The 25,052-nt window shown below is 54.5% G+C and carries 22 protein-coding genes; 9 read left to right on the top strand and 13 right to left on the bottom strand.

The window, feature by feature from the left end; translation table 11 throughout:
• Positions 1 to 228: 228 nt before the first annotated feature.
• The 9 genes from PGS25_RS10175 to rpmH form a co-directional block, all read right to left on the bottom strand.
• Positions 229 to 1,062, bottom strand: coding sequence for a ParB/RepB/Spo0J family partition protein (locus tag PGS25_RS10175; protein WP_243022086.1), 834 nt, complete (start codon positions 1,060 to 1,062; stop codon positions 229 to 231).
• Between the two features lie 263 nt (positions 1,063 to 1,325).
• A complete protein-coding gene (gene rsmG / locus PGS25_RS10170) occupies positions 1,326 to 2,030 on the bottom strand; it encodes a 16S rRNA (guanine(527)-N(7))-methyltransferase RsmG (RefSeq protein WP_270418542.1) in 705 nt (234 codons plus the stop codon).
• Complete coding sequence (gene mnmG, locus PGS25_RS10165; protein WP_270418541.1) at positions 2,027 to 3,913, bottom strand: tRNA uridine-5-carboxymethylaminomethyl(34) synthesis enzyme MnmG; 1,887 nt, start codon at positions 3,911 to 3,913, stop codon at positions 2,027 to 2,029. Before mnmG ends, rsmG begins: the two co-directional genes overlap by 4 nt.
• A 374-nt stretch (positions 3,914 to 4,287) precedes the next feature.
• Complete coding sequence (gene mnmE, locus PGS25_RS10160; RefSeq protein ID WP_110435752.1) at positions 4,288 to 5,649, bottom strand: tRNA uridine-5-carboxymethylaminomethyl(34) synthesis GTPase MnmE; 1,362 nt, start codon at positions 5,647 to 5,649, stop codon at positions 4,288 to 4,290.
• Positions 5,650 to 5,664: 15 nt separating this feature from the next.
• Positions 5,665 to 6,705 (bottom strand): RNA-binding cell elongation regulator Jag/EloR, encoded by a 1,041-nt coding sequence (jag, locus tag PGS25_RS10155; protein WP_270418540.1) that lies wholly within the window; start codon positions 6,703 to 6,705, stop codon positions 5,665 to 5,667.
• A gap of 3 nt (positions 6,706 to 6,708) precedes the next feature.
• Entirely contained in the window at positions 6,709 to 7,716 is a 1,008-nt protein-coding gene (locus tag PGS25_RS10150) for a YidC/Oxa1 family membrane protein insertase (protein ID WP_158578290.1), read from the bottom strand.
• Positions 7,717 to 7,970: 254 nt separating this feature from the next.
• Positions 7,971 to 8,183, bottom strand: a complete 213-nt coding sequence (gene yidD, locus PGS25_RS10145) for a membrane protein insertion efficiency factor YidD (RefSeq protein ID WP_117491172.1) — start codon at positions 8,181 to 8,183, stop codon at positions 7,971 to 7,973.
• Positions 8,180 to 8,524: a ribonuclease P protein component gene (gene rnpA, locus PGS25_RS10140; protein WP_110435756.1), complete on the bottom strand. Its 345-nt coding sequence runs from the start codon at positions 8,522 to 8,524 to the stop codon at positions 8,180 to 8,182. Before rnpA ends, yidD begins: the two co-directional genes overlap by 4 nt.
• 306 nt (positions 8,525 to 8,830) lie before the next feature.
• Positions 8,831 to 8,965 (bottom strand): 50S ribosomal protein L34, encoded by a 135-nt coding sequence (gene rpmH, locus PGS25_RS10135; protein WP_110435757.1) that lies wholly within the window; start codon positions 8,963 to 8,965, stop codon positions 8,831 to 8,833.
• A gap of 547 nt (positions 8,966 to 9,512) precedes the next feature.
• On the opposite strand from rpmH, the gene dnaA reads away from it, so the two are divergent.
• From dnaA to gyrA, 8 genes are all read left to right on the top strand, one after another.
• Positions 9,513 to 10,790, top strand: a complete 1,278-nt coding sequence (dnaA, locus tag PGS25_RS10130) for a chromosomal replication initiator protein DnaA (protein ID WP_243022633.1) — start codon at positions 9,513 to 9,515, stop codon at positions 10,788 to 10,790.
• A 426-nt stretch (positions 10,791 to 11,216) separates the two neighbouring features.
• Positions 11,217 to 12,326 (top strand): DNA polymerase III subunit beta, encoded by a 1,110-nt coding sequence (gene dnaN / locus PGS25_RS10125; RefSeq protein ID WP_188886075.1) that lies wholly within the window; start codon positions 11,217 to 11,219, stop codon positions 12,324 to 12,326.
• Entirely contained in the window at positions 12,319 to 12,525 is a 207-nt protein-coding gene (yaaA, locus tag PGS25_RS10120) for a S4 domain-containing protein YaaA (protein ID WP_118360550.1), read from the top strand. Before dnaN ends, yaaA begins: the two co-directional genes overlap by 8 nt.
• Positions 12,526 to 12,601: 76 nt before the next feature.
• Positions 12,602 to 13,714, top strand: a complete 1,113-nt coding sequence (gene recF / locus PGS25_RS10115) for a DNA replication/repair protein RecF (RefSeq protein ID WP_118564345.1) — start codon at positions 12,602 to 12,604, stop codon at positions 13,712 to 13,714.
• A 269-nt stretch (positions 13,715 to 13,983) separates the two neighbouring features.
• Positions 13,984 to 14,244 (top strand): extracellular matrix regulator RemB, encoded by a 261-nt coding sequence (gene remB / locus PGS25_RS10110; RefSeq protein WP_110435761.1) that lies wholly within the window; start codon positions 13,984 to 13,986, stop codon positions 14,242 to 14,244.
• Positions 14,245 to 14,398: 154 nt separating this feature from the next.
• Entirely contained in the window at positions 14,399 to 16,339 is a 1,941-nt protein-coding gene (gyrB, locus tag PGS25_RS10105) for a DNA topoisomerase (ATP-hydrolyzing) subunit B (protein WP_270385074.1), read from the top strand.
• Positions 16,340 to 16,350: 11 nt separating this feature from the next.
• A complete protein-coding gene (locus PGS25_RS10100; protein WP_270418539.1) occupies positions 16,351 to 17,373 on the top strand; it encodes a threonine aldolase family protein in 1,023 nt (340 codons plus the stop codon).
• Between the two features lie 58 nt (positions 17,374 to 17,431).
• Complete coding sequence (gene gyrA / locus PGS25_RS10095) at positions 17,432 to 20,005, top strand: DNA gyrase subunit A (protein ID WP_118360547.1); 2,574 nt, start codon at positions 17,432 to 17,434, stop codon at positions 20,003 to 20,005.
• A 92-nt stretch (positions 20,006 to 20,097) separates the two neighbouring features.
• On the opposite strand, the gene PGS25_RS10090 is transcribed toward gyrA, so the two are convergent.
• From PGS25_RS10090 to proC, 4 genes are all read right to left on the bottom strand, one after another.
• On the bottom strand, positions 20,098 to 20,697 hold the full coding sequence (locus PGS25_RS10090) for a zinc dependent phospholipase C family protein (RefSeq protein ID WP_118360546.1): 600 nt from the start codon (positions 20,695 to 20,697) through the stop codon (positions 20,098 to 20,100).
• 218 nt (positions 20,698 to 20,915) lie between these two features.
• Complete coding sequence (locus PGS25_RS10085) at positions 20,916 to 21,785, bottom strand: radical SAM protein (RefSeq protein WP_442865270.1); 870 nt, start codon at positions 21,783 to 21,785, stop codon at positions 20,916 to 20,918.
• Between the two features lie 81 nt (positions 21,786 to 21,866).
• The gene (locus tag PGS25_RS10080) at positions 21,867 to 22,184 is read right to left on the bottom strand and encodes a hypothetical protein (protein WP_117750626.1); all 318 of its coding nucleotides are present in this window, start codon (positions 22,182 to 22,184) and stop codon (positions 21,867 to 21,869) included.
• Positions 22,185 to 22,323: 139 nt separating this feature from the next.
• On the bottom strand, positions 22,324 to 23,130 hold the full coding sequence (proC, locus tag PGS25_RS10075; RefSeq protein ID WP_118479706.1) for a pyrroline-5-carboxylate reductase: 807 nt from the start codon (positions 23,128 to 23,130) through the stop codon (positions 22,324 to 22,326).
• A gap of 270 nt (positions 23,131 to 23,400) precedes the next feature.
• On the opposite strand from proC, the gene PGS25_RS10070 reads away from it, so the two are divergent.
• Entirely contained in the window at positions 23,401 to 24,801 is a 1,401-nt protein-coding gene (locus PGS25_RS10070; RefSeq protein WP_118479704.1) for a sodium-dependent transporter, read from the top strand.
• Positions 24,802 to 25,052: the final 251 nt, after the last annotated feature.

Below are 25,052 nucleotides of genomic sequence, written 5' to 3'. Positions count from 1 at the left end.
GTAATCCAACTGCCGTTCCCCTTTTTCGCAGCAGTCGCCGCTCTCCGATTTTCGCCGTGCTTCCTAAAGGGAAAGGGGTGCTTCACAAGAGGGTGGAAACCGTAGGTGTCTACCCTCTTGTGCCCCTGCCGGGCAGGCAAGTCAGGTTCGCTTCACAAGCGACCATTAAATGTTTCACGTGAAACAAAATCCGCCCTCCTGTGGAACAAAAGTGTTTCACGTGAAACATCAGCTCTTTGCGTGCGGAATATTGATTGTCAGCGTAATTCCATCCTCGTTTTCCTGCCGGTCTACGGTTGCACCGATTCCAGCGTCCACCATTACGCCGACCGCCCGATTGAGCGTATTCAGGAAAAACCGCACATCCTTAATAAGCCGCACAACATTATCCTTATGCGGCGGCTCCGCTAACTCCGGATGCTTTTTCTGCTCCAGCAGGTTCTCGATATACTCCTCCGATCGGCTGACGTTTAATTCGTTCTCGATAATATAGTGCGTTGCGTTCATCCGTTCCTCATCATCATGCAGACGCAGCAGACAGCGCGCGTGCCGCTCTGTAAGGTTCGCACTGCGAATCAATTCCATATTTTGCGGAGAAAGCCGCAGCAGACGCAGCTTATTCGCCACCGCAGACTGTGTTTTCCCTACTTTACGCGCGGCTTCCTCCTGCGTCAGTCCGTACTGATCGATCAGACGCTTGAAACCGTAGGCTTCCTCGAAAAAATCCAGATCACGCCTTTGCAGGTTCTCCACGAGCGCAATTGCCGAGGAATCCTCGTTATCCGCCGCAATCAGCAGACACGGTACATCGTTAAGCCCCGCAACACGCGCCGCGCGCAGCCTTCTCTCCCCTGCCACAAGCTCGTAACCGCCTCCGGGCGCACGCCGTACGGTCAGCGGATTAAGTACGCCGTACTGCCGAATGCTCTCTGCCAGCTGCGCAATTGCCTCCGGATCAAAATATTTCCTCGGCTGATTGGGATTGCGCGCAATCTCACTCACCCGAATACGCCGCAGCGTGCGATCTTCTTTGCCGGAAACCAGCGTTAATACAGACATCATGGTTAACCACTCTCCAATTCGTCTTATTCGTTCATTTCATTCGCGCTTATCTCTGCCGCACCACCAGCAGAAATGTCGCCCTTGGTAATAGATTACCATATAATTACATATTGACAAGTAAAATCGACCGCGTAATCTGCAAAATTCAACGAAAATATGACAAATTATATCTGATATCTATAATTTTTCCCTATTTTCGGGCAAAAAATACCCTCTGTAATTTTCCGTACAGAGGGGTACTTTCCGTATATTTCTCGCCTGATTTACAGCGGCGAAGTCTGTATTTTCTTGAAGCGGCGCGGATACTTTTCCGGTGTTACCTGCGTTTTCTGCAGGCGCACGATGGCGCGGGAAACCTCATCGAACGGCACAGTGTAGTGCAGCACTTCAGCGTCCGGCGCACCGAGAATCGTGCGGGCGTTTGCCGCTGCTTCGACTTCCTCTGTGCAGTCCTCGGCCTTCATGGCGAGGAACGCACCGCCGACCTTGACCATCGGCAGCGCAAGTTCACTCAGCACGCGCAGATCGGCTACCGCACGCGACACCGCCAGATCAAACGTGCCGCGGTTGTCTCTGGCGTAATCCTCCGCACGGGCATGCACCGCCGTGACGTTGGTCAGGCCCAGTTCGGCAATGACTTCATTTAGAAAATCAATGCGCTTGCGCAGCGCATCGAGCAGCACAAACTCGGTCTGCGGGCACAGCATCGCCAGCGGCATGCCCGGAAAACCGGCTCCCGTTCCCACATCGAGCACGCGTCCATCCTGCGGCATATATGGTGCAAGTGCCGCGCAATCGAGGAAATGCCGGGTCACGATTTCTGTCGGATCGGTAATGGCGGTCAGATTCATAACCTTGTTTTTCTCACGCAGAATCTCGGAATAGCGTAGTAAATTGTCCGCTGCAGACGGACACTCTGCGATACCCAGTTCGCGCAGACCGGCTGTCAAAAGCTCGCGTTCGGTCATGCCTTTTCCTCCTTTTTATGGGTCTCAATGTAGATCATCAGCGCCGTGATATCCGCCGGTGAAACGCCCGAAATACGGGCCGCCTGACCGAAATTCAGCGGCTTGACGGCGTTCAGTTTCTGGCGTGCCTCCAGTCGCAGTGAGTCCACCTCGTTGTAGTCCAGATCGAGCGGCAGCGGGCGGCTCTGCAGCTTGCGGTACTGTTCCACATCGCGCATCTGGCGCTCGATATAACCCGCGTATTTGACGCGGATTTCCACCTGCTCACGGATAACAGCGGGCAGCTCCGGACGCTCAGGATCGAACATTGCAAGGTCCGCATAACTGAGTTCCGGACGGCGCAGCAGGTCGATCAGCTTGCAGCCCGCCTTGAGCGGTGTGGAGTTTTTGCCCGCAAGAAAGCCGTTCAATTTATCGCTCGGCGCAACGCCGACCGAGGCTGTGCGGTCGATCTCTGCCTGCACGGCTTCGTACTTTTTACGCACTTTTTCTCCGCGTTCCGGCGGATTTAAGCCAACTCGAACACCAATTGGCACCAGACGCTCATCTGCGTTATCCTGCCGCAGAAGCAGGCGATACTCCGAGCGTGAGGTCATCATGCGGTAGGGTTCGCTCGTGCCGCGCGTCACCAGATCATCAATCAGCGTACCGATGTAGCCGTCCGCACGGTCGAGTACAAGCGGCTTCTCACCCTTGATTTTGAGCGCAGCATTGATGCCCGCAACCAGTCCCTGCGCCGCCGCCTCCTCATAGCCGGACGAGCCGCAGAACTGGCCTGCGCCGTACAGTCCAGGCACCTTTTTGGTCTCGAGCGTCGGCCGCAGCTCCAGCGGATCAATGCAGTCATACTCGATGGCATACGCCGGCCGCATAATCTCCGCGTTCTCCAATCCCTTGACCGAGCGCAGCATCTCGCGCTGCACGTCGAACGGCATGGACGACGAGAAGCCCTGCACATAGACCTCCTCGGTGTCCAGACCCATCGGCTCAAGGAACAGCTGGTGGCGCGGCTTATCCGCAAAGCGCACCACTTTGTCCTCGATAGACGGACAATAGCGCGGTCCTACACCCTCAATCTGACCGCCGTACAGCGGCGAACGGCTCAGATTTGCGCGGATGATTTCATGTGTTTTCGCGGTCGTGTAGGTCAGATAACACACCGCGCGATTGTCCGGCGGGTGGTCGGTATCGAACGAAAACGGGATGATCTCATCCTCACCGGCCTGCTCCGCCAGATCGGTATAATTAATTGAACGGCGATTGATGCGCGGCGGCGTACCTGTCTTAAACCGCTGCAGCCGCAGTCCCAGACCGCGCAGCGACTCGGTGAGTGGCTTGGCTGCCGCCATGCCGTCCGGACCGGATTCACGGGTGTACTCGCCGATGATCACACGTCCGCCGAGGAATGTGCCGGACGCAATGACAGCCGCCTTGACCGGATGTCGTGCGCCGATGGCGGTAACAACCGCGGAAACGGCACCATTCTCCACCTCAACGGACACGATCTCGTCCTGCATAAGAAACAGGTTTTCCTGCCGCTCAAGCGTGTGCTTCATATACTCTCTGTATTTAATGCGGTCGGCCTGTGCACGCAGCGAGTGCACTGCCGGACCCTTGCCGCGATTGAGCATGCGGTACTGGATGCAGGCCGCGTCAGCCGCACGCGCCATCTCACCGCCGAGCGCATCTATCTCGCGTACAAGGTGTCCCTTAGCTGTGCCGCCGATCGCCGGATTGCACGGCATATTGCCTACGGCGTCCAAATTGATCGAAAAACACGCTGTTTTTGCACCCAAACGTGCTGCAGCCAGCGCCGCCTCAATACCGGCATGACCGGCGCCGATCACCGCTACATCAAAGCTCTCTGCCGAAAAAACCGTCATTGGCGCTCTCTCCCCTTTCAAAAAATTCCTGTGATTTCGGTTGTGTGAAACCTGTGCGTAACTGTTGATAACTCTGTGGATACTGTTGATAACTTGTGAGTTTTTGACCACATTTTTATACACACAGTTTTATTTTCATTTTATTATTACAATAAGTAGTTGAATATAGGGCAATTTTCCGGGTTATCCACTATATCTCGTATACCGCCGGATAGAAGTTGTGCACAAGTGGTTTTTACCTCATTTTTACTTGCGGACATACAGTATATATCATACACGATTTCAGGGCAAAATAAAAGAGGACGTTTGCACAGATTGCAAACGTCCTCTCTGAATTTTAAGTGCAATTTCTCTTAATAACAGCTGCAGCAGCATCACTTTCCGACGCAGAAGTCGCTGAAAATGCGGGTGACAACGGCATCGGTCACGGTTTCGCCGGTGATCTCGCCCAGTGCGGTAATCGCGCCCTCGGCGTCCATCACGACCGCGTCCGGCGTCATACCGGATTGCGCCGCATACAGCGCTGCTTCACAGCGTTCGGCAGCACGCGCCAGCGCCGCCGCCTGTCTTGCGTTAGTGATGAGCGCACCGTCAAACGCGCCGTCTCCCAGACCCACGGTTCGCGGGATAAGATTGAGCAGCTTATCCAGTCCGTCACCGGTTTTCGCAGAAAGCGGCACGATGTGCAGGAAGTGCTTTTTCAGCAGCTTTTCATCCAGCTGCTGCGGCAGATCGACCTTGTTCACAACCGCGATCGCGCGGTGGCCTGCCGAGCGTGCCAGCACGAGCATATCCTCGTCACTGATGGGCTTGGAGCCGTCGAACACAGCCAGGATGAGCGAGGAAGCCGAAGCCTCCGCCATCGCCCGGTCGATGCCCGCCTGCTCCACCGGATCGTCCGTGTTGCGCAGACCGGCGGTGTCGGTCACGCGAAGCAGAATCTGTCCGACCTTGACATTCTCCTCGATGAGATCGCGGGTCGTGCCCGGAATATCGGTCACGATCGCCCGCTCGCGGCCGAGCAGCGTGTTCAGCAGCGTGGACTTGCCGGCGTTCGGCCTTCCGAGGATAACGCACGGTACGCCTTCTCTAAGAATACGGCCGCGCTCATAGCTTTCTGCCATGCTGTACAGACGGCTTGTCGTGCGGTGCAGCAGCGCCGCGGCGTCCTCGAACAGCACCGGATCAATGTCCTCGTCCGGGAAATCCACGACCGCGTGGAAATGCGCCACCATGCCGAGCAGCTCATCGCGCATCTGCTGCACGGGAGAGCCAACCGCGCCCATGACCTGTGCCGCCGCATTCTGCGCCGCCTCTGCGGTGCGCGCGGTGATCAGATCATGCACGGCTTCAGCCTCAGAAAGGCCCATTTTGCCGTTTAAGAAGGCACGGCGGGTAAACTCACCTGCCTCTGCCTGCCGCACGCCCTGCGCGAACAGAGCGTCCAGGCCGGCACACAGCACGGCTGTCGAGCCGTGGCACTGCAGCTCCGCCATCGTTTCACCCGTATAGGTGTGCGGTGCGTGCAGCGCGACAGCGTAGCAGCAGTCGATCACATTGCCGGACTTGTCCGTCAGCGTGCCGTAAACCAGCTTCTGCGAGGGTGCTTCCGTAAGCGGCTTGCCGTTCTTCGCCTGAAAAACGGCATTTATCGCTTCGATTGCGCGTTCACCCGACACGCGGATCAAACCGATCGGTCCGCCGGAGGAGGAAATTGCGGCAATCGTATCGTTCATAACGAATACCCCGATTTAACCGCGGTCACGGTTGCGATAGCTGTTATCCGGCGCAATAACAACGCGGCGACCCGGCTCGGTGCCGGTCGAATAAGTGGTCACACCGTTGAAGTCCTGCAGCGCGGCATGGATGATGCGGCGCTCATACGGGTTCATCGGCTCAAGCGTCATGGAGCGATGCGCCTTAACGACCTTCATCGCCATCTTGCGGGCCAGACGCTCCAGGCTTTCCGCGCGCTTCTCGCGGTAGTTTTCGGTATCGACAGACAGACGAACGTGCTCATCCAGTGCATTATTCAGCACCAGAGAGCCGAGGTACTGGATGGCATCCAGCGTGTCGCCGCGGCGGCCGATGATCGGGCCCATATCCGGACCGGAAATCTCCAGACGGAGCTGGTCGCACTCTACCTGCGGCAGGGTCTTAACCTGACCCTCAACGCCCATCTTTGCCAGCAGACCGGTTACAAAATCGGTAGCCAGCTTTTCCGCCTGCTGCATGCCTGCTTCGGAAACCGGGATCAGCTCACGCTCCTTGGGAACGGACGGTGTGATCGGACGGTCCTCACGCGGGCGGCGCGGACGGCGGTCACGGCCATTGCGGTCGCCGCGGTCACGGCGCGGACGGTCGCTGCGCTCACGGCGCGGCGGACGCTCAAACTCCAGCTTTTCCGGTACAAAGTCTGCCGGAGCAGCCTTTACCAGACGCGGCGTGTTATCATCCGTGGTGATGGACAGCTTCTGCGGCTTCTCTGCGGGTTTCTCCTGCTTCGGAGCCGGCTTTTCTGCCTTGACAACAGGCTTCTCCTGCTGCTTGGGTTCGGTCTTGGGCGCAGGCTTGCGCTCCTCCTTCTTAACCTCCGGCTTTGCCGCCGGAATGTCCGGTGCTTCGTAGGTTACGCGCACGCGTGCCGGCGTTGCGCCGATACCCAGAAAGCCCTTTTTGCCGATCTCGAGTACCTCTACCGATACGTCGTCACGCTCCAGACCGAGCTGCTTGAGAGCATTCTCGACTGCTGCGTCACGGTTTTCACCGGTAGCCTCAAAAAACTTCTGCATGATTTACTTGTCCCCCTTTTTGTTCTTTGCGTTCTGGGACTGCTGCTTCTGTGCAGCCTTGTGTGCTTCACGCTTGGCCTGCTTCTCTGCCTCGATGCGGGCAGCCTCAGCAGCCTGCTTGGCCTCCTGCTTGCCGCGGAGCGTCTTGGTGAGGATGATCTCCTGTACGCAGGTAAATACGTTATTGAAGATCCAGTAGATGCCGATCGCACCCGGAAGGATGAACGCAAAGTACAGCGACATCAGCGGCATCATAAAGTTGAGCATCTTCATCTGACCTGCTGCCGCAGAGTTCTGCGTGCCCTGCATCTTCTGCATGATGTAGGAGGACAGGAATGCGGTCAGACCGGACAGGATCGGGATAATCCAGATAATGCTCGGATGAGAGATAGACGGTGTATCAGCCAGATTCAGACCAAAGAAGTGGAAATCCAGCGGGAAAATGGTCTCGCCGCTCTGCAGGCAGTTGGTAACAGCATCCGAGAAATGGCCGCTTCCGTCCACGAAAGCGTTCAGCTTCTCGGCGATCAGGATCTGAACGGTGTAGTTTGCGCCCGCAAGCTGATCCAGACCGATCATCTGCGCCAATGCGATAACTGTCTCGCGGCTCAGGCCGACGATGTACTGCAGCGGCTGCTGAACCGCGTAGTACAGACCCATCATGATCGGCAGCGGGATGAGGTTGGGCAGACAGCCGCTCATCGGGCTGACGCCGTGCTTCTCATACAGCTTCTGCATCTCCTCGTTGAGCTTGACACGGTTGTTCGCGTACTTCTTCTGCAGCTGCTGGAGCTCGGCGTTCATCGCGCTCATGGCGAGCATACTCTTCTTGCTCTTGATGGTCAGCGGGATGCAGACCAGCTTTACCAGCAGCGCGAACAGGATAACGGCGATACCGTAGTTCTGCACGATGCTGTACAGCCACTGCAGGAGCAGGCCGAACGGTCGAACGATCAAAATACCGAACAGTTTCGGATCTTTGATCAGGTTAGAAAGTTGATCCAGGGTCATAAAAACCTCCATGTTAAATTGTAAAATGACACAGTGAAAAGGATTTTGCAAAGCAAAATCCCCACTTTACCGCCGTAAGGCGGTATTTCATCGGAAATTCTCCGAATTTCCATAAATTCCGGGGACATGTGCCTCGGAATTTATACAAGAAAGAAAATCTGTGTGCCGCAGAGCGACGCGCAGATTTTCGCCCGGGACATATCCGCGTTTGACGTGGTATGTCCTTCTCGTCCGAAAGCGTGGTTTCGGACGAATTAAGGAACCGGGTCATAGGGTCCTCTCTTAGAGAAAGGATTGCAGCGGCAGATGCGCTTAAACGCCAGCCAGCCGCCCTTGAGTGCACCGTATTTCTCGATAGCCTCGATCGCATACTGCGAGCAGGTCGGGATATACCGGCAGCAGGGCGGTTTGTTTGGAGAAATATACCGGCGATAAAACCGGATCATCGCCAGCAGCAGCCGCTTCATGTCCGAGCTGCCGCAACCTTGTTGTCCTTCAAGGCACGCAGCAGCGATTTTTCGATTTCCTGATAGCTTGCGCCTACGGCCCGTACCCGTGCGACCAGCACAAGGTCGATGCCGTCGGCAAATTTGTCCTCGTTGAGACGGTACGCCTCACGAAACAAACGCTTGATGCGGTTTCTTTTCACCGCACACGCCAGCTTGGCGCTGACGGTGAGCCCCAGCCGGTTGTAGCCGAGCTTGTTCCTGCGGCAGTAGATCACAACGTGTTTTCCTGCCGTGGACACGCCACGATGATACAATCGGCGGAATTCGTGGTTTTCCTTTAAGGATACTGTTTTTTTCATCTTCTGATGCTCCCGTTTTTTCCTGATGCCCTCGAAAAAAACGTATTTTTTCTTTGCATCTGATGGTTTGCAAAGCTGATTTTACTGTTTCGTTCGTTTCGGTCAGTAAAATCCGAACCTGAATACCGTATTTTCGCTGCATGGACTGCACCCTAAACAGAATGACACCGCTTCAGACAGCGATTGCTGGAGTGGTGTTGCCCGTAAACGAAAAAACGAGCCGCACGAATGCGGCTCGTTACGAACTCTTTTGCGCCGCTGGCGCGAATTTTCAGGAAGTCTGAATACTCCCTTTACAGGCTGTCATTAAGCAGACAGCTTAGCGCGACCCTTAGCGCGACGGCGTGCAAGTACCTTGCGGCCGTTGGACGTGGACATACGCTTACGGAAGCCGTGCTCCTTGGAGCGCTGACGCTTCTTCGGCTGGAACGTTCTCTTCATAACTTTGTGCACCTCCCTGTTCTAAAATTTACAGATGGGCACCGGCATAGGTCCGGCGCAAGACGCGGGCATATGCCGCTGCCTGTCTGCATAATAGGATACGATATTTATTATCCTATATAGGTTCGATTTTGTCAAGTATTTTTTCCGACCCTCGGAACGAATTTCAGCAGTTTGCACAGGTTGTCAACATGTTGTGGATAAGTAGAAACATATGCTCAATAGCTTGCGGAATCTCGGTTTTCAGCAATCTGTGGATTTTCGGATTTTCGCGGAAAATCCGTCTATTCTCGATGAATTTTTGCAGAAATTCCGCAGTTTTCATAAAAAACGCCGTGCATTTTTCCCAATCGGCTTTAATTCTCGATTTTTTTGACGTAAAAAAAGCCGATTTTTTTAAATTCCGCAAAGTAAATAAACCGGTTCGGCTGTTCAAAATCACGCTGCCACGCGGCACACCGCCGAACAGTTATCCACATCGACGCATTGAACTTGTGGATAAAATATGCTATTATAAAATAGAATCATTATCGACAGGAGGCGCCCTATGGCAAACAATATATTGGAGATGGCGCTCGAGCAGCTGGACTTCCCTCCTTCCACCATTTCCGCTTGGTTTGACGACGTAACGGTCGTTTCCTTTGGGGATAATCGGCTGGTGCTGCACTCTCCGGTGCCCTTTAAGAAAGAATTTATCGAGTCCAAATTTATCGCTCCTCTGCAGGATGTGCTGCACAACCTGACCGGCGACCCGATCACGGTCGTTGTGGTGACCGGCGAATACACCGCGCCGAGCACGAGCACTTCTCCGTATGACGACTACACATTTGAGCGTTTTATCGTTGGTTCGAGCAACAAATTCGCGCATGCGGCTGCACTTGCGGTTTCGCAGCGCCCGGCGGCAGAGAACAACCCGCTTTTTATCTACGGCAACTCAGGTCTGGGTAAAACGCATCTGATGTACGCGATCGCAAACGTGCTGCGCCGCACCCATCCGGAATACCGCATTATATATGTAAAGGGTGAGGATTTCACCAACGAGCTGATCACCGCCATCCAGGAAGGCAACGTACAGGCGTTCCGCAACAAGTACCGCATGGTTGACCTGCTGCTGCTGGATGACGTGCAGTTCATCGCCGGCAAGGAGCGCACGCAGGAGGAATTTTTCCATACCTTTAACGCGCTTTATGAGGCAAAAAAGCAGATCGTGCTCACTTCTGACCGTCCGCCGAAGGAAATCAACACGCTCGAGGACCGCATGAAGACCCGTTTTGAATGGGGTCTGCTGGCTGATATTCAGCCGCCTGATTTTGAGACCAGAATCGCTATTATCCGTGATAAAGCGGTCAAAATGGGCGTTGAACTGCCCGATGACGTATCCAACTACATTGCAGAGAATATTCAGGCAAATATTCGCCAGCTCGAAGGCGCAGTCAAAAAAATCAAGGCCATGCACGAGCTGATGGGCGAACGCATCACGGTTTCGCTCGCGGAAAACGCGATCGACGCGCTGCGCACCGAGAATCCGGGTCTCAATCCGACACCGGAGCGCATTATGGAAGCGGTAGCGAACTACTTCTATATCCCGGTCGAACAGATGATCTCGCAGAACCGCTCCAAGGATGTGGCCTACCCGCGGCAGATGGCAATGTACATGATCCGGCAGGAGCTTGAATACTCCTTCCCCGATATTGCAAAGATATTCAAGCGCGACCATACCACCGTCATGCACGCCTGCAACAAGATCGAGGAGGAGCGCAAGAACTCCCGCGAAACCGAGGACGTCATCAAAAAGCTGCATAATAATATCCGCGGCGACGGCTGATCTTTACCGTGCATTCGTGCAAAACGACTTTTCCACAGCCTAAAAATGCACAGTCTAATTATCCCCAATCAACCTGTGGATTCCACATGGATAACTCTGTGGATAAATAGCAGGGTTATTTTCACTGTGTATCGTTTATTTTTCATCCACAACCTCCTGTGTACGACATTTCCCGCGCCATACCTGAGGATTTTCGGGTTTTCCCCAATTTCCCCAGGTACTACTACGAATACTATATCCTATCCTTCTATTCTATGTGATCTTTCTCGCCGCTGGCAATGCCTGCTGAAGGCTGTTCGTGTGTCGAGGACACAGTCATTAAGAGGTGTGTGCAATCGCACAGTATTCGTTGGCGTATATTTATAAATATGCAAGCGCTGCATAAATTGACTCTTTGTTTTATTTCCAGTTTTGAGAGGAGCAACTATGAAGTTTTCCTGTGAAAAAGAAACCCTGCTGAATTTGCTCAACATCGCCTCCCGCGCAGTAACCGGCAAAAGCTCGATGCCGCTGCTCGAAGGTCTGCTGCTGGCAGCCGATGCAGACACCCTGACCATCACCGGCTACGATCTGTCCATGGGCATCCGCACGACCGCGCAGGTCGATGTGGTAGAGCCCGGCAGAATCGTACTGAATTCCCGCCTGTTCTGTGACATCGTTCGCAAGCTGCCGCAGGACGTGGTTTACCTTGAGACCGACGACAAGCTGATGACCACCATCAAGTGCGGCCGTTCGGTGTTCAACCTGATGGCCAGCGAGGCCGACGAGTATCCGGCTCTGGCTGATGTGGCCAGCGACAAGGGCCTTTCTCTGCCGCAGCCCATTCTCAAGAGCATGATCGCGCAGACCATTTTCTCAGTTTCGGATAACGAATCCAAGCCCATCCACACCGGCTGCTTGTTTGAAATCGAAGGCAGCCGCCTGAACGTCGTGGCCGTTGACGGCTACCGCCTGTCTGTACGCCGCGAGACCGTCGAGGGCGTTCCCGGTGATATGAAGTTTGTTGTGCCGGGTACGTCCCTGCGCGAGATCGAACGAATTCTGGACGATGATGACGATATTGTCGAGATTTTCCCGGATTCCAAGAACATTTTGTTTCGTATCGGCGGCACGACTCTCATTACTCGTCTGATCGACGGCGAGTTTCTCAACTACCGTGCGGCCATTCCGAAGGAGTTCGAGCACGAGGTTTCGGCGGATCGCCAGGAGCTGATCCAGTGCATCGAGCGTGTCTCTCTGATCGTGTCGGAGAAGCTGAAAAACCCGATTCGCTTCCACTTTGACGGCTCGTATGTGCAGATGTCGTGCGTGACCGCGATTGGCAAGAGTTATGATGAATGCCCGTTTGACGGCTCGATCGAGAACCTTGAGATCGGCTTCAACAACCGTTACATTCTGGAGGCGCTGCGCGCGGCCGGCGATGAGCAGGTGAAGCTGCAGCTCAAGGGAGCGCTCAACCCGATGATCATTTCGCCGATGGAAGGCGATAAATACACCTATCTTGTACTGCCTGTGAGACTGAAAGCCAATGACTGAAATTAAAATTGAAACCGAATTTATCAAACTTGATGCACTGCTCAAATTTGCAAACCTGGTAAGCTCCGGAGGCGAAGCGAAGATCCGCATTGCCGAGGGCGAAGTGCTGGTAAACGGCGAAATCTGCACCATGCGCGGCAAAAAGCTGCGTTCCGGTGACACGGTGGAGCTGGACGGCGAGCAGGTATGCATCAAATAAAATAAACACTATGTACGATAATAAACGCGATTTTGCGCGTTCATTATTATACAAAATGTTCAATACGGAGAAGTCCATGTACATCAAGTCGTTAAAACTGCAGAATTTCCGCAACTACGCGGAGGAATCGTTTGCGTTCGATCCGGCGGTCAACCTGATCTGCGGCGAAAACGGACAGGGCAAAACCAACCTGCTCGAAGCGGCAGCGGCCTGCTCGACCATGCGGCTGTTCCGCACGGCCCAAAAAAAAGAGGGGCTGCGGTTCGGAGAGAATCATGCCTTTATCTTTGCTGATTTTGTCGCGCAGGAGCGCGATATCTCGCTTGAACTGCGGTTTTCCCGCGCAAAAGCGATGGAAATCTATAAAAACGGTGTGCGGCAGAAACGCCAGTCAGACACACAGGGACTGCTCAAAACCGTACTGTTCTGCCCGGAGGACCTGATGCTTGTCCGCGCCGGAGCGGCGGCTCGGCGCCGGTTTCTCGATACTGCGCTGTGCCAGATGCGGCCAAACTATGCGCGCTATCTCGAGGAGTACAACCGTCTGCACGAGCATAAAACGCGCATTCTGCGCGACAGTGAAGAAAAGCCTTCCCTGCTCTCCATGTGGGAGGATTTCTCGCTTCGCATGGCGCATATCGGCGCGCAGATTATCCGTTACCGTGCGTATTACTGCCGCAAGCTGCTGAAAGCTGCGGCTGCCGTCTATGCAGATATCGCGCCGCACGAGGTGCTCTCCGGTGTGTACAAGACCGTGTCGAGCGTCACCGACCCGTTTGCAGACGCACGGACAATCGAAAAGCAACTTATCGACCATGTGTTCAGCCATAAAACCGCCGAGATTGCGGCCAAAAGCTGTCTTTCCGGTCCGCATAAGGATGACTTGGAGCTGTTATTGGATGGCCGCAGTGCCGCTTCCTTCGGCTCGCAGGGACAGGTGCGGACCTGCACATTATCGCTTAAACTCGCCGAGCGTGAGCTATTCTTCGACGAGGACGGCGAGTATCCGGTGCTGCTGCTCGACGACGTGCTCAGCGAGCTTGACCGCCGCCGTCAGGACTTTGTGCTCAACCGCATATCGGCGGGTCAGGTCATGATCACCTGCTGCGAGGATGGCATCTCGGAAAAGCTGCGTGCAGGCGCGGTTTTCCACATCCAAAACGGCAAAAAATCCGCAGAAACACACTAAAATCACATATTTTTACAAACTATTGCACGGCGGGAACAGATACCACCTCGAAATTCCCTGCCGTGCCCTTGTTTTCTTTCAAAAAAACAGAGAAATATTTGTTTTTCCTTAGGTTTAGGGTACACAATTAGTGAAAAAAGTGGTATAATTAAATCCAGTTAGTAATTAGGAATTGGGGTGTCGCGCACGGCGCGATTGTTGAAACGGATAGAAAATCCGCAGGACTTTAATTACGCATTACTAATTTCTAATTATTCCGGAGGAATAGAATGTATTTACATTTAGGTCAGGACTACATCGTGCCCTTGCAGAGCGTAGTTGCGGTGTTCGATATGGACACGGCGACCGCATCCAAGCGCACGCGCCTGCTGCTTGAACGCCTGCAGGACGAGGGACGGATCATCGAGCTGTACGACGATCTGCCGCGCGCGGCTGTGCTGTGCGAAAACGCCCTCGGTGAGACCCTGTACCTGACGCAGCTTTCTCCGCAGGCGATTCAAAGACGTGCGGAAAAGGGCTACGCCGTTTGATAATTGAAAATTGAGAATGGGTAATGGAGAATGAAGGTTCGGCGCGGTGCGCTGTGATTTAATAAAAGCATAACCGCGCAAGGATAGCGGCATTTTCCATTTTCAATTCTCAATTATTTTGTTCCCGCAATTTCTGGAAAGGAAATTTAACGATATGAGTGAAGAAATCGAAATCAAGGACGAAGTGCTCGACCTGAAGGTTACCGAGACCTATGATGAAAATCAGATTCAGGTACTCGAAGGCTTGGAGGCTGTCCGCAAACGCCCGGGTATGTACATCGGCTCTACCTCGGCACGCGGTCTGCACCATCTGGTGTACGAAATCGTCGATAACTCGATCGACGAGGCGCTGGCAGGCTACTGCACGCACATCGAAGTTACGATTGAAAAGGGCGATATCATCCGCGTTGCCGATAACGGCCGTGGTATTCCCTGCGGTATTCACCCGCAGATGGGCATCCCAACGCTCGAGGTTGTACTCACCGTCCTGCACGCAGGCGGCAAGTTCGACGGCTCCGGCTACAAGGTATCCGGCGGCCTGCACGGCGTTGGCTCGTCCGTTGTAAACGCGCTGTCTGACTGGCTGGAGGCCGAGGTACGCGATGGCCATACCAAGCACTACATGCGCTTTGAGCGCGGTGTAACGACCGTCAAGATGCGCGATACGCCGTGTGAGAGCGAAACCGGCACGACCATCCGCTTCCACGCGGACCCGGAGATCTTCGAGACTACGGTCTACGAATACGATGTACTCGAAAAGCGTCTGCGCGAGCAGGCGTTCCTGAACGCCGGACTCAAGATCACGCTGCGCGACGAGCGCGATGATGAGCCGGTCGAGGAGGTCATGCACTACGAGGGCGGTATCCGTCAGTTCGTGGAGCACCTCAACCGCACGAAGACGCCGCTGCACGATCAGGTGATCTACATGGAGGGCAGCCGCGATACCTCGATGGCCGAGGTTGCCATGCAGTATACCGACAGCTACAGCGAGCTGATGCTGTCCTTTGCCAACAACATCAACACCACCGAGGGCGGTACGCACGAGACCGGCTTTAAGGCCGCTCTTACCCGTGTACTCAACGATTACGGCAAGAAATACAAGCTGCTCAAGGACGATGAGTCCTTCAAGGGCGAGGACGCGCGTGAGGGTCTGACCGCGATTATCTCGGTCAAGCTGCAGGAAGCGCAGTTCGAGGGCCAGACCAAGACCAAGCTGGGCAACAGCGAAATGCGTGCGCTGGTGGACGCGATGGTTTCCGAGAAGCTGATGACCTTCTTCGAAGAGAACCCGCAGGTGGCCCGCACCATTATTGAAAAGGCGCAGACCGCCGCGCGTGCCCGCGAGGCTGCAAAGAAGGCGCGCGAGATGACCCGCCGCAAGTCTGCACTGGATTCGGCTTCCCTGCCGGGCAAGCTGGCGGACTGCATTGAAAAGGACCCGACCTACACCGAAATCTACATCGTCGAGGGTGATTCCGCAGGCGGCTCCGCCAAGGAAGGCCGCGACCGCCGCCATCAGGCGATCCTGCCGCTCTGGGGCAAGATGCTGAACGTCGAAAAAGCGCGTCTCGACCGTGTTTACGGCAACGACAAGCTGACTCCGATGATTACCGCGTTTGGCGCAGGCTTCGGTGATGATTTTGACCTCGCAAAGCTGCGTTACGGCAAGATCATCCTGATGGCCGATGCCGATGTGGACGGCAGCCATATCCGCACCCTGCTGCTGACGTTCTTCTTCCGCTTCATGCGCCCGCTGATCGAGCACGGCCATGTGTTCATCGCACAGCCGCCGCTGTTCAAGAACGAAAAGGGCAAGGATGTCCGCTACACCTACACCGAGGAGCAGCAGCGCGACTGCATCGCTGAAATGGGCGAAAATGTGCGCGTACAGCGCTACAAGGGCCTCGGCGAGATGGATCCGCAGCAGCTGTGGGAGACCACCATGGACCCGGAGCACCGTACACTGCTGCAGGTTACGATGGAGGACGCGGCAGCCGCCGATGAAACCTTTGCGCTCCTGATGGGCGAAAAGGTAGAACCCAGACGCGAATTTATCGAGCGAAATGCAAAATATGTAATGAATTTGGACGTATAAGGGAGAAAACTATGCTGTTTTTTGAAAATGATTACGGTTATGGCGCACACCCCAAGGTTTTAGAACATCTGGCACAGACGAATATGGAGCCGGTTTCCGGCTACGGCAACGATAAATTTACCGCTTCGGCGGCAGAAAAGATTAAAGCGGCGGTGGACTGCCCGGACGCTCAGGTGTATTTTCTGACGGGCGGCACACAGACCAACATGGTCGTCATTGATACGCTGCTCCGTCCGTATGAGGGCGTTGTGGCGTCCTCCTGCGGGCATGTGAACACGCATGAAGCCGGTGCCATCGAGTCCACCGGACACAAGGTGCTGACCGTTCCGCATAAGAACGGCAAGCTGGATGCGGACGATCTCCGCGAATATGTTCAGACCTTTTACGCGGACGCAAGCCATGACCATATGGTATTTCCCGGCATGGTGTACATCTCCCATCCGTCTGAATACGGCACGCTTTACACGAGAAACGAGCTGGAGCGCATTTCTGCCGTTTGCAAGGAGTTTGCCATGCCGCTGTTTCTGGATGGCGCACGCCTCGGCTACGGCCTCACGGCGGATACCGATGTGACGCTGGCAGACATCGCAAAGCTCACTGATGTGTTCTACATCGGCGGCACCAAATGCGGCGCACTCTGCGGCGAAGCCGTTGTGTTCACGCACGGAAATATGCCGCGCCAGTTTGTCACGATGGTCAAGCGCCGCGGCGCAATGATCGCAAAGGGCCGTCTGAACGCGCTGCAGTTCGATGCCCTGTTCACCGACGGGCTGTATGAGGAAATCTGTGCACCGGCGGTCAAACTCGCCATCAAGCTGCGCGACGGGCTCAAGGCCAAGGGCTATCGCTTTGCGCTCGAGTCCCCCACCAATCAGCAGTTCATCATCGTGGAAAACAGCAGACTGCCCGAGCTGCAAAGCAAGGTAGTTTACAGCTTTATAGAGAAATACGACGCGGAGCATACGGTCATCCGTCTGGCGACCAGCTGGGCCACGACCGAGGAGCAGGTGGACGAGCTTCTCAGTATCCTCTAAGCGATAAAAACAGTCGTTTTCGGCTGAAAGCCAACACTTTTGGAGGCAAAATTAAAATATGAGTCAAGAATACGAACAGCAGAAAATCATGCAGGTCGATCTCGAACGTGAGATGAAGAAAAGTTATATCGACTATGCAATGAGTGTTATTGTCGGCCGCGCGCTGCCGGATGTGCGCGACGGCCTCAAGCCGGTACACCGCCGCATCCTGTACGCCATGTACGAGGACGGCCTGACCTCGGATAAGCCCTACCGCAAGTCGGCAACGACCGTCGGTAATGTGCTCGGCCGCTACCATCCGCACGGTGACGCATCGGTTTACGACGCGATGGTGCGTATGGCGCAGCCGTTCTCGCTGCACTATCCGCTGATCGACGGTCACGGCAACTTCGGTTCCGTGGACGGCGACCCTCCGGCAGCTTACCGTTACACCGAGGCCCGCATGGCCAAGCTGGCAAACTACATGCTGGCGGATATCAAGAAAAACACGGTCGATTTCCAGCCGAACTTCGATGAGGAGCGCCAGGAGCCGGTCGTACTGCCTTCCCGCTTCCCCAACCTGCTGGTGAACGGCTCGTCCGGTATCGCGGTCGGCATGGCGACCAACATCCCGCCGCATAATCTTTCCGAGGTCATTGACGGTACCTGCTATGTCATCGACCATCCGGAAGCCGAGATGGACGAGATCTGTCAGTTTATCAAGGGCCCGGACTTCCCGACCGGCGGCGTTATCATGGGCCGCAGCGGCATCCGTGCAGCTTATGCAACCGGCCGCGGCAAGATCAAGGTTCGCGCAAAGACCGAAATTGTTGATCTGCCGAACGGCAAGAGCCAGATTATCATCACCGAGATTCCGTACATGGTCAACAAGGCGCGTCTGGTCGAGTCTATGGCAAATCTCGTCAAGGATAAGCGCGTGGAGGGTATCACGAATATCCAGGACCATTCCTCGCGTGAAGGCATGCAGATTGTGGTCGATATCCGCCGTGACGCGAACGCGCAGGTCATCCTCAATCAGCTGTTCACCTACTCTCAGCTTGAGGATACCATTTCGATGATCCACATCGCGCTCGTGCCGGGTGCGGGCGGCAAGCTGCAGCCGCGTGTGCTGACGCTGCGCCAGATTCTCGATCAGTATATCGGCTTCCAGAAGGACGTTGTCGAGCGCCGCACACGTTTTGATCTCAAGAAGGCGCGCGACCGTGCACACATTCTGGAAGGCCTCAAGGTCGCAACCGACAATATCGACCGTATTATTGCCATCATCCGCGCTTCCAGGAACGAAGCTGAAGCCAAGGAAAACCTGATGGCAGAGCCGTTCTGGATTGATCAGATTGCGCTGCTCGGCATCGTGGACGGCTCGGAGCACTTCGAGTTCCACCTCGACGAGCCGCAGGCGCAGGCCATCGTAGATATGCGTCTGGGCCGCCTGTCCGGTCTGGAGCAGGAGAAGATCAACGACGAGTACAAGGACCTCGAGAGCCGCATTGCAGGCTTTGAGGAAATTCTGTCGTGCGATGCGAATATTCTTGCTGTTGTCAAGCAGGAACTGCAGGAGATCAAGCAGAAGTACGGCGACGAGCGTCATACGCGCATTGAGAATGTGGCCGACGAGATCGACATTGAGGACCTCATCGAGCAGCAGGACTGCGCGTACACCCTCACCCACTTCGGCTATATCAAGCGCCAGCCGACCTCGGTTTACCGCGCACAGCGCCGCGGCGGCCGCGGTGTTTCTGCGATGAGCACCCGTGAGGAGGACTTCGCAAAGGATATCTTCACCGCGTCCACGCATGATACCATCCTGTTCTTCTCGGATCGCGGCAAGGTTTACAAGCTGAAGGGCTATCAGATTCCGGAGACCGGACGTTCGGCTAAGGGCATGAACATTGTTAACCTGCTGGAACTGGAAAACGGCGAAAAAATCACCGCAATGTTCCCGATTCAGGAGTTTGCGGACGATAAGTTCCTGTTCTTCGTCACCCGTCAGGGTATTGCAAAGCGCATCGTGCTGAGCGACCTGCAGAACATCCGCCGCGCGGGTCTGCGTGCGCTCAACCTCAACGAGGACGACGCACTGGTTGACGTTCGCCTGACTGACGGCGAGCAGAACATCCTAATCGCCACCCACGAGGGCAAGGCTATCTGCTTTGATGAGAACGAGGTTCGTGCAATGGGCCGTGTGGCTACCGGCGTGCGCGGCATCAAGCTGGCCGAGGGCGATTACGTTATCGGTGCGGCGCGTGCCCGCAAGGACGCATATGTGCTCTCCATCACCGAGAACGGCTACGGCAAGCGTACCCCGGTCGAGGAGTTCACCGTGCATCATCGCGGCGGCGGCGGCATGATGCTGCATAACCTGACCGAAAAGACCGGTCTGGTGGCAGGCATCGCGGTTGTAGACAGCGAAAACGACGTTATGATCATCACCGATGATGGCGTTATCATCCGTACCGGCGTTGAGGAGATCCGCGAATGCGGCCGCGGCTCGCAGGGCGTTATCGTAATGCGCACCGGTGAGGACGTGAAGGTTATCTCGATTGCCCGCACGGACAAGGAGGAGGAAGACCCGGCAGAAGCCGAGGAAGAAACCTCTGAATCCGCTGAAAACGCAGAGTCCACCGAAGAATAAACAGCAAAAGACGAGTCCGTTTGGACTCGTCTTTTTGTGCCTGAAAAAACAGAAAAACCGCCTGTAAAGGCGGTTTTTTGACTTATACAGTTTTACGCGGTAGCGACTGCAGTATCCTCGACCTGCTCGTAAACGATGCTGATGATAGACAGCACCACGGTAGCGGTAGCGATGCAGATATGCTGCAAATCGTCGTTGATGCCATGCGGCTTAGTCGAAGTGCGGTAGGCCTCGTGCATCGTTGAAATGCGGTTCACGAGTGTGTCCACGGTCGTGGGCGGAATGATGGGACTTGCCCATTTCTCAAACTTATCTTCGGTCATACGGCGGCGAATTACCAGTGCAACGCGCTTTTCATAAACATAATGTGCGAGCAGATTGTGCTCGTAGATATCGTCGTTGTGCGGGTAGGTGAAAAAGTCGGTCATGTAGTGGCAGATTTCGCCGAGATCGACCGACAGCTCGCGTCCGTTGGTACGCCCGATGGTATACTTGTGCGTAAAAGTGCGGATTTTTTCCATCACCTCATCCATCATAATGGACGGGTTATGGCGTTTGGTGAGGTAAGTACCGGTCAGATCCGGTTTCAGATTGCCGTAAATAAAACCGCTCTGATCAAAGGTCACGCCGCAGGTCTGCTCAACGTAATCCATCAGCAGATTTGCAACGCGAATGTGGGATACGGAATCCATTTATCAGTCCTCCAAGACGGAACATATGTTAATACTAACAGTAAATATTAAATTAACAACTTCTTAACACCCGAAAAGCATCCTCTCCGCTTTTCACGATTAAAGCTAGTATAGCACACTTTTTGCACATTGTCTCGCTTTTTTGAAAATTGTAACGCAAACAACACAGAATGTTAACAATTTTGCGGATTATCACAATTTAAGTTGCATTAAATTGGTTATCTTGCCCGGTATTGCTCGCTCTTGAATTTGATTTTGCCCTCAAGTGCCTTGCGCAGACGTGCACACATGGCTTCCCTGTCCTGATTGAGCGTGCCCGCCAGATTAACGTAGTTAGACGCGTGATTTGCACGGAAAACACTGCCCTCAGAGTCGATATGCTCGAGCAGGATGAGAGTTTCGTGCGCGATTTCAATCGGGTTCATCAGGTAGAAACGGCCCTCCTGCCAGTCGCGCATGAGCGGTGTCGGCAGCTCAAACAGCAGGGTCAGCAGGCCAATGTACTCCGGCTTCATGCGGGAGAGTGCTTCTGCGGTCTTGATGGCGTGCTCCTCGCTCAGCTCCAGCGAGCCGAGACCCGCAATGCAGGTAACGGACAGCTTCATGCCGGCTTCCTTGACCATCAAACCCGCACGAACGATCTCATCGGCGGTTTCGCCCTTGTTGATGCGGCGCAGTACCTCATCCGAGCCGGATTCCAGACCCAGATAGATCATCTCCAGACCTAAATCGTGCAGCATGTTCAAATCTTCCTGCTTTTTGCACAGAATGGACGCCGGAGAGCCATAGCTGGTAACGCGCTCACACTCCGGAAATACCTTCTTGATGTAGCGCAGGATTTCGGCCATGTGCTCGGGACGGCACATCAGCGCATCGCCGTCTGCCAGAAAAATACGGCCGACACGGCGGTACATGCGGCGTGCTTCATCAAAATCAGCCTTGACCTCCTCCAGCTTGCGTACGCGGAAACGCTTTTCCTTGTACATATCGCAGAAGGTGCACTTGTTATGGCTGCAGCCGATGGTGACCTGCACAATCAGGCTGTATGCCTCAGAGGGCGGACGAAAAACTCTGCCTTCGTATTCAATCATGGGTAAAAACTCCTTATTTTAGCTATTTGGATAAACAAAACGGACGGAGTATTCCGTCCGTTTGCTGGTAACATTGGGTTAGTCCTCTTCGGCTTCCGGCTCTTCCTCGGCCTCAGCCTGCGGCTCCTCAGCCGCCGGTTCAGCTGCCTTGGGCGCATCGTCAAATGCGTCCTGATATACCGAAGTATCCGCACACTCCTCTGCGCATGCGCAGGAGGCACAGTCGGACTCGGCACGCATCATTTCCTCCAGCTCATCCATGGCCTTCAGTTCAGCCTCGTGGTAAACTTCCTCTTCACGCTTTTTCTGAAGCATGACAAGCGCTGCGGTAGCACCGGCTGCACAGGCAAGGCTGGTCAGCAGCAGACCTGCTTTCACCTTGGTAGAATTTTTCACGGTATCCACTCCCTCTCAAATGATGCGGAACTATTGTCATAATAAAAATCAATTAAACAAAATACAGCGTAAATGCCGATTAAGTGCTTTGCCTATACTTTACCATACGGACGGGGTAAAGTCAATGCTAATGGCACATTTAGCCGAGCTCATAGGCGCGCTTAATGCATTTATCGCAGGCTTCCGACACGATTCCGTACAGATCGCGGTCCTCAAGCACCTTCATACCCTCAATGGTGGTGCCGCCGGGCGAGCACACCGCGCGGATCAGCTCTGCCGGCGTCTTATCACGGCGCAGCAGCATTTTGGCCGAGCCGATCATGGTCTGACAGATGAGCGTCAGCGCGTCGTCCTCGTTGATACCGTGCTGCTTCGCGCTCTGCACAAACGCGTCCGCATAGGCATACAGGTACGCCGGAGCCGAACCGGCATACGGAATGACCTCGTTGAGCATGTTCTCCTGCTCAAACGTGACGGTAACGCCCATGGTGTTGAACAGTTCGCAGAGTTCGGACAGCTGCTTGTCGGTTGCGGCCGCATTCTTAACCAGCTGGGTTGCGCCCTCGCCGAGCATAAGCGGTGTGTTCGGCATCACGCGGATCATTGCGGTGTCCGCGCCGAGCGCACCCTCCAGCTTGGCGAAGGTCACGCCTGCGGCAATGGATACGACAAGCGGCTTTTCCCCTTCAAATTTCGCCAGATTCGGCAGGATTTCGTCGAAATTCTGCGGCTTGACGGCCAGCAGCACGATCTCGCTTTCTGCGTAGACCTCGGTATAGTCACCTGTGACGGCGTAGCCCTTGGCTGCATGAGCGGCGCGTTTTTCCTCGCTGCGGTTGAACATCAGAACCTGCTCAGGCGTGAAACGGCCTGCGCGCACTGCGCCTTCCGCGATGGCGGTACCCATGTTGCCGGCACCGAGAACACCGAATTTGTATTTTTTCATGTCAATACACCTCATTTATGGTTTATTTTCATATATGCTTAAATGATAGAAAGCAGCCCGCTCTGCGGAGGGAATGCTGCCGTTTCTTTCAAATTATGGCAGATAAAACGATCATATCCGATAAAAGATATTATAGCACAATGGACTTTTCCTGCAAACAGCTTGTGAAAAACTTTCGGATATGGTACAATAAAAATACTTTTATTTCATTATGGCTGTCATTTCGAACAGGCTAAAAGATATTGTATGTAAGGGAGTAAAACACAAAACATGGAACAAAAAAAGAGAAGCAGCTTCTCCAGCCGAATTGGTTTCGTGCTGGCGGCGGCAGGCTCGGCGGTAGGTCTGGGCAACCTTTGGCGATTCCCCTATCTGGCGGCACGGTACGGCGGCGGTATTTTCCTGCTGGTGTATCTCATTCTCGCGCTGACGTTCGGCTTTTCGCTGATGATTACCGAGATTGCCATCGGACGAAAGACCCGTCTGTCTTGTATCGGTGCGTACAAGGCGCTTGATAAGCGGTTCGGATTCCTCGGCTGGCTGGCGGCGTTCGTGCCGTTCATCATCACGCCGTATTACTGTGTTATCGGCGGATGGGTTATGAAATACCTGTTCACCTTTATCAGCGGCAACGCACTGGAGGCGGCCGACAACGGCGGATTTTTCAGCAGTTTCATTGGCTACGATGCGGGTTCGCTGTCCTCGACGATTTTCAGCTTAAATGGACCGACCCCGTGGTTCATCCTGTTCGTGCTGGCGACCACCATTGTCGTTATCTTCGGTGTTGAAAAGGGTATCGAGAAGGCGAGCCGTATCATGATGCCGATTCTCGCCATTCTGGCGATCGTTATCGCAATCTACTCGCTGACCATTCCGGGTGCACTGCAGGGTCTGAAATATTATATTCTGCCCGATTTCTCGCAGTTTTCGGTATCTACCGTGCTTGGCGCGATGGGACAGATGTTCTACTCGATGTCGCTGGCAATGGGTATTATGATCACCTACGGCTCCTATATGCAGAAGGAAAATCTGCTTGAGCACTCTGTCACCCAAATTGAGATTTTCGACACGCTGTTCGCGTTTGTGGCCGGTCTGATGATCATTCCGGCGGTTATCGCGTTTAACGGCGGCGATCCGTCTCAGGTAAACAGCGGTCCGGGTCTGATGTTCATCACTCTGCCGATGGTATTCGACTCCATGAAGTTTGGCACCATTATCGGCGCAGTATTCTTCCTGCTTGTGCTGTTTGCGGCGCTGACCTCCTCCATTTCGCTGATGGAAACACTGGTTTCCGTGCTGATGGACAAGGCACACATGAAGCGCAAGACGGCTACCATCGTTATTACGGCAAGCTGCCTGCTCATTGGCATGCTGTCCTGTCTTGGCTATGGTCCGTGGGCAACGATTACCGTTATTGGCATGCAGTTCCTCGACTTCTTTGACTTTATTTCCAACTCCGTGCTCATGCCGATCGTGGCGCTGCTCACCTGCATCCTGATTGGTCATGTAGTCGGCACCAAGGTCATCGCAAACGAGGTAAAGGAAGGCGCCGGTTCGTTCCACCGCGAAAAGCTGCACCGCGTTATGGTGCGCTGGGTGGCTCCGGTGATGCTGGCAGCGATCCTAGCCTCCGAGTTGGCAACAAAGGTATTCCACCTTTTCACTATCTAAAGGCAACACCGCACAATTAAAGCCGCGGCTCCTTGCGCAGGCTCCGGTCGCGCTGCCGCGGCGCTTTGCGGAAATTTTGCGCCCTGATTTTGGCTTCGGTTCCTTGCGCGAGTTCCGTCCGCGCTGCCGAGATTTCTTGCAATACGGCAAGTATTGCTGCAAATTCGCGCCTCATCAGTACGCAAAATTTGATCGCAAATCGCTCTTGTTCAATTATGCGGTATTGCCTAACACTCTCACAGGAGAAAACC

The organism is Butyricicoccus sp. AM78-15b2TA (assembly GCF_027665985.1).
Lineage (GTDB): Bacteria > Bacillota > Clostridia > Oscillospirales > Butyricicoccaceae > Agathobaculum > Agathobaculum butyriciproducens.
This window is presented reverse-complemented; position numbering and strand designations above follow the sequence as displayed.

What these genes read in the sequence shown, in the direction of transcription:
- recF (WP_118564345.1), top strand. Translation starts at nt 12,602, where the DNA reads ATGTACATCAAGTCGTTAAAACTGCAGAATTTCCGCAACTACGCGGAG.
- rpmH (WP_110435757.1), bottom strand. Translation starts at nt 8,965, where the DNA reads ATGAAGAGAACGTTCCAGCCGAAGAAGCGTCAGCGCTCCAAGGAGCAC.
- PGS25_RS10090 (WP_118360546.1), bottom strand. Translation starts at nt 20,697, where the DNA reads ATGGATTCCGTATCCCACATTCGCGTTGCAAATCTGCTGATGGATTAC.
- proC (WP_118479706.1), bottom strand. Translation starts at nt 23,130, where the DNA reads ATGAAAAAATACAAATTCGGTGTTCTCGGTGCCGGCAACATGGGTACC.
- mnmG (WP_270418541.1), bottom strand. Translation starts at nt 3,913, where the DNA reads ATGACGGTTTTTTCGGCAGAGAGCTTTGATGTAGCGGTGATCGGCGCC.
- jag (WP_270418540.1), bottom strand. Translation starts at nt 6,705, where the DNA reads ATGCAGAAGTTTTTTGAGGCTACCGGTGAAAACCGTGACGCAGCAGTC.
- PGS25_RS10175 (WP_243022086.1), bottom strand. Translation starts at nt 1,062, where the DNA reads ATGATGTCTGTATTAACGCTGGTTTCCGGCAAAGAAGATCGCACGCTG.
- dnaN (WP_188886075.1), top strand. Translation starts at nt 11,217, where the DNA reads ATGAAGTTTTCCTGTGAAAAAGAAACCCTGCTGAATTTGCTCAACATC.
- mnmE (WP_110435752.1), bottom strand. Translation starts at nt 5,649, where the DNA reads ATGAACGATACGATTGCCGCAATTTCCTCCTCCGGCGGACCGATCGGT.
- rnpA (WP_110435756.1), bottom strand. Translation starts at nt 8,524, where the DNA reads ATGAAAAAAACAGTATCCTTAAAGGAAAACCACGAATTCCGCCGATTG.
- remB (WP_110435761.1), top strand. Translation starts at nt 13,984, where the DNA reads ATGTATTTACATTTAGGTCAGGACTACATCGTGCCCTTGCAGAGCGTA.
- gyrA (WP_118360547.1), top strand. Translation starts at nt 17,432, where the DNA reads ATGAGTCAAGAATACGAACAGCAGAAAATCATGCAGGTCGATCTCGAA.
- PGS25_RS10070 (WP_118479704.1), top strand. Translation starts at nt 23,401, where the DNA reads ATGGAACAAAAAAAGAGAAGCAGCTTCTCCAGCCGAATTGGTTTCGTG.
- rsmG (WP_270418542.1), bottom strand. Translation starts at nt 2,030, where the DNA reads ATGACCGAACGCGAGCTTTTGACAGCCGGTCTGCGCGAACTGGGTATC.
- yaaA (WP_118360550.1), top strand. Translation starts at nt 12,319, where the DNA reads ATGACTGAAATTAAAATTGAAACCGAATTTATCAAACTTGATGCACTG.
- PGS25_RS10100 (WP_270418539.1), top strand. Translation starts at nt 16,351, where the DNA reads ATGCTGTTTTTTGAAAATGATTACGGTTATGGCGCACACCCCAAGGTT.
- dnaA (WP_243022633.1), top strand. Translation starts at nt 9,513, where the DNA reads ATGGCAAACAATATATTGGAGATGGCGCTCGAGCAGCTGGACTTCCCT.
- gyrB (WP_270385074.1), top strand. Translation starts at nt 14,399, where the DNA reads ATGAGTGAAGAAATCGAAATCAAGGACGAAGTGCTCGACCTGAAGGTT.
- yidD (WP_117491172.1), bottom strand. Translation starts at nt 8,183, where the DNA reads ATGAAGCGGCTGCTGCTGGCGATGATCCGGTTTTATCGCCGGTATATT.
- PGS25_RS10150 (WP_158578290.1), bottom strand. Translation starts at nt 7,716, where the DNA reads ATGACCCTGGATCAACTTTCTAACCTGATCAAAGATCCGAAACTGTTC.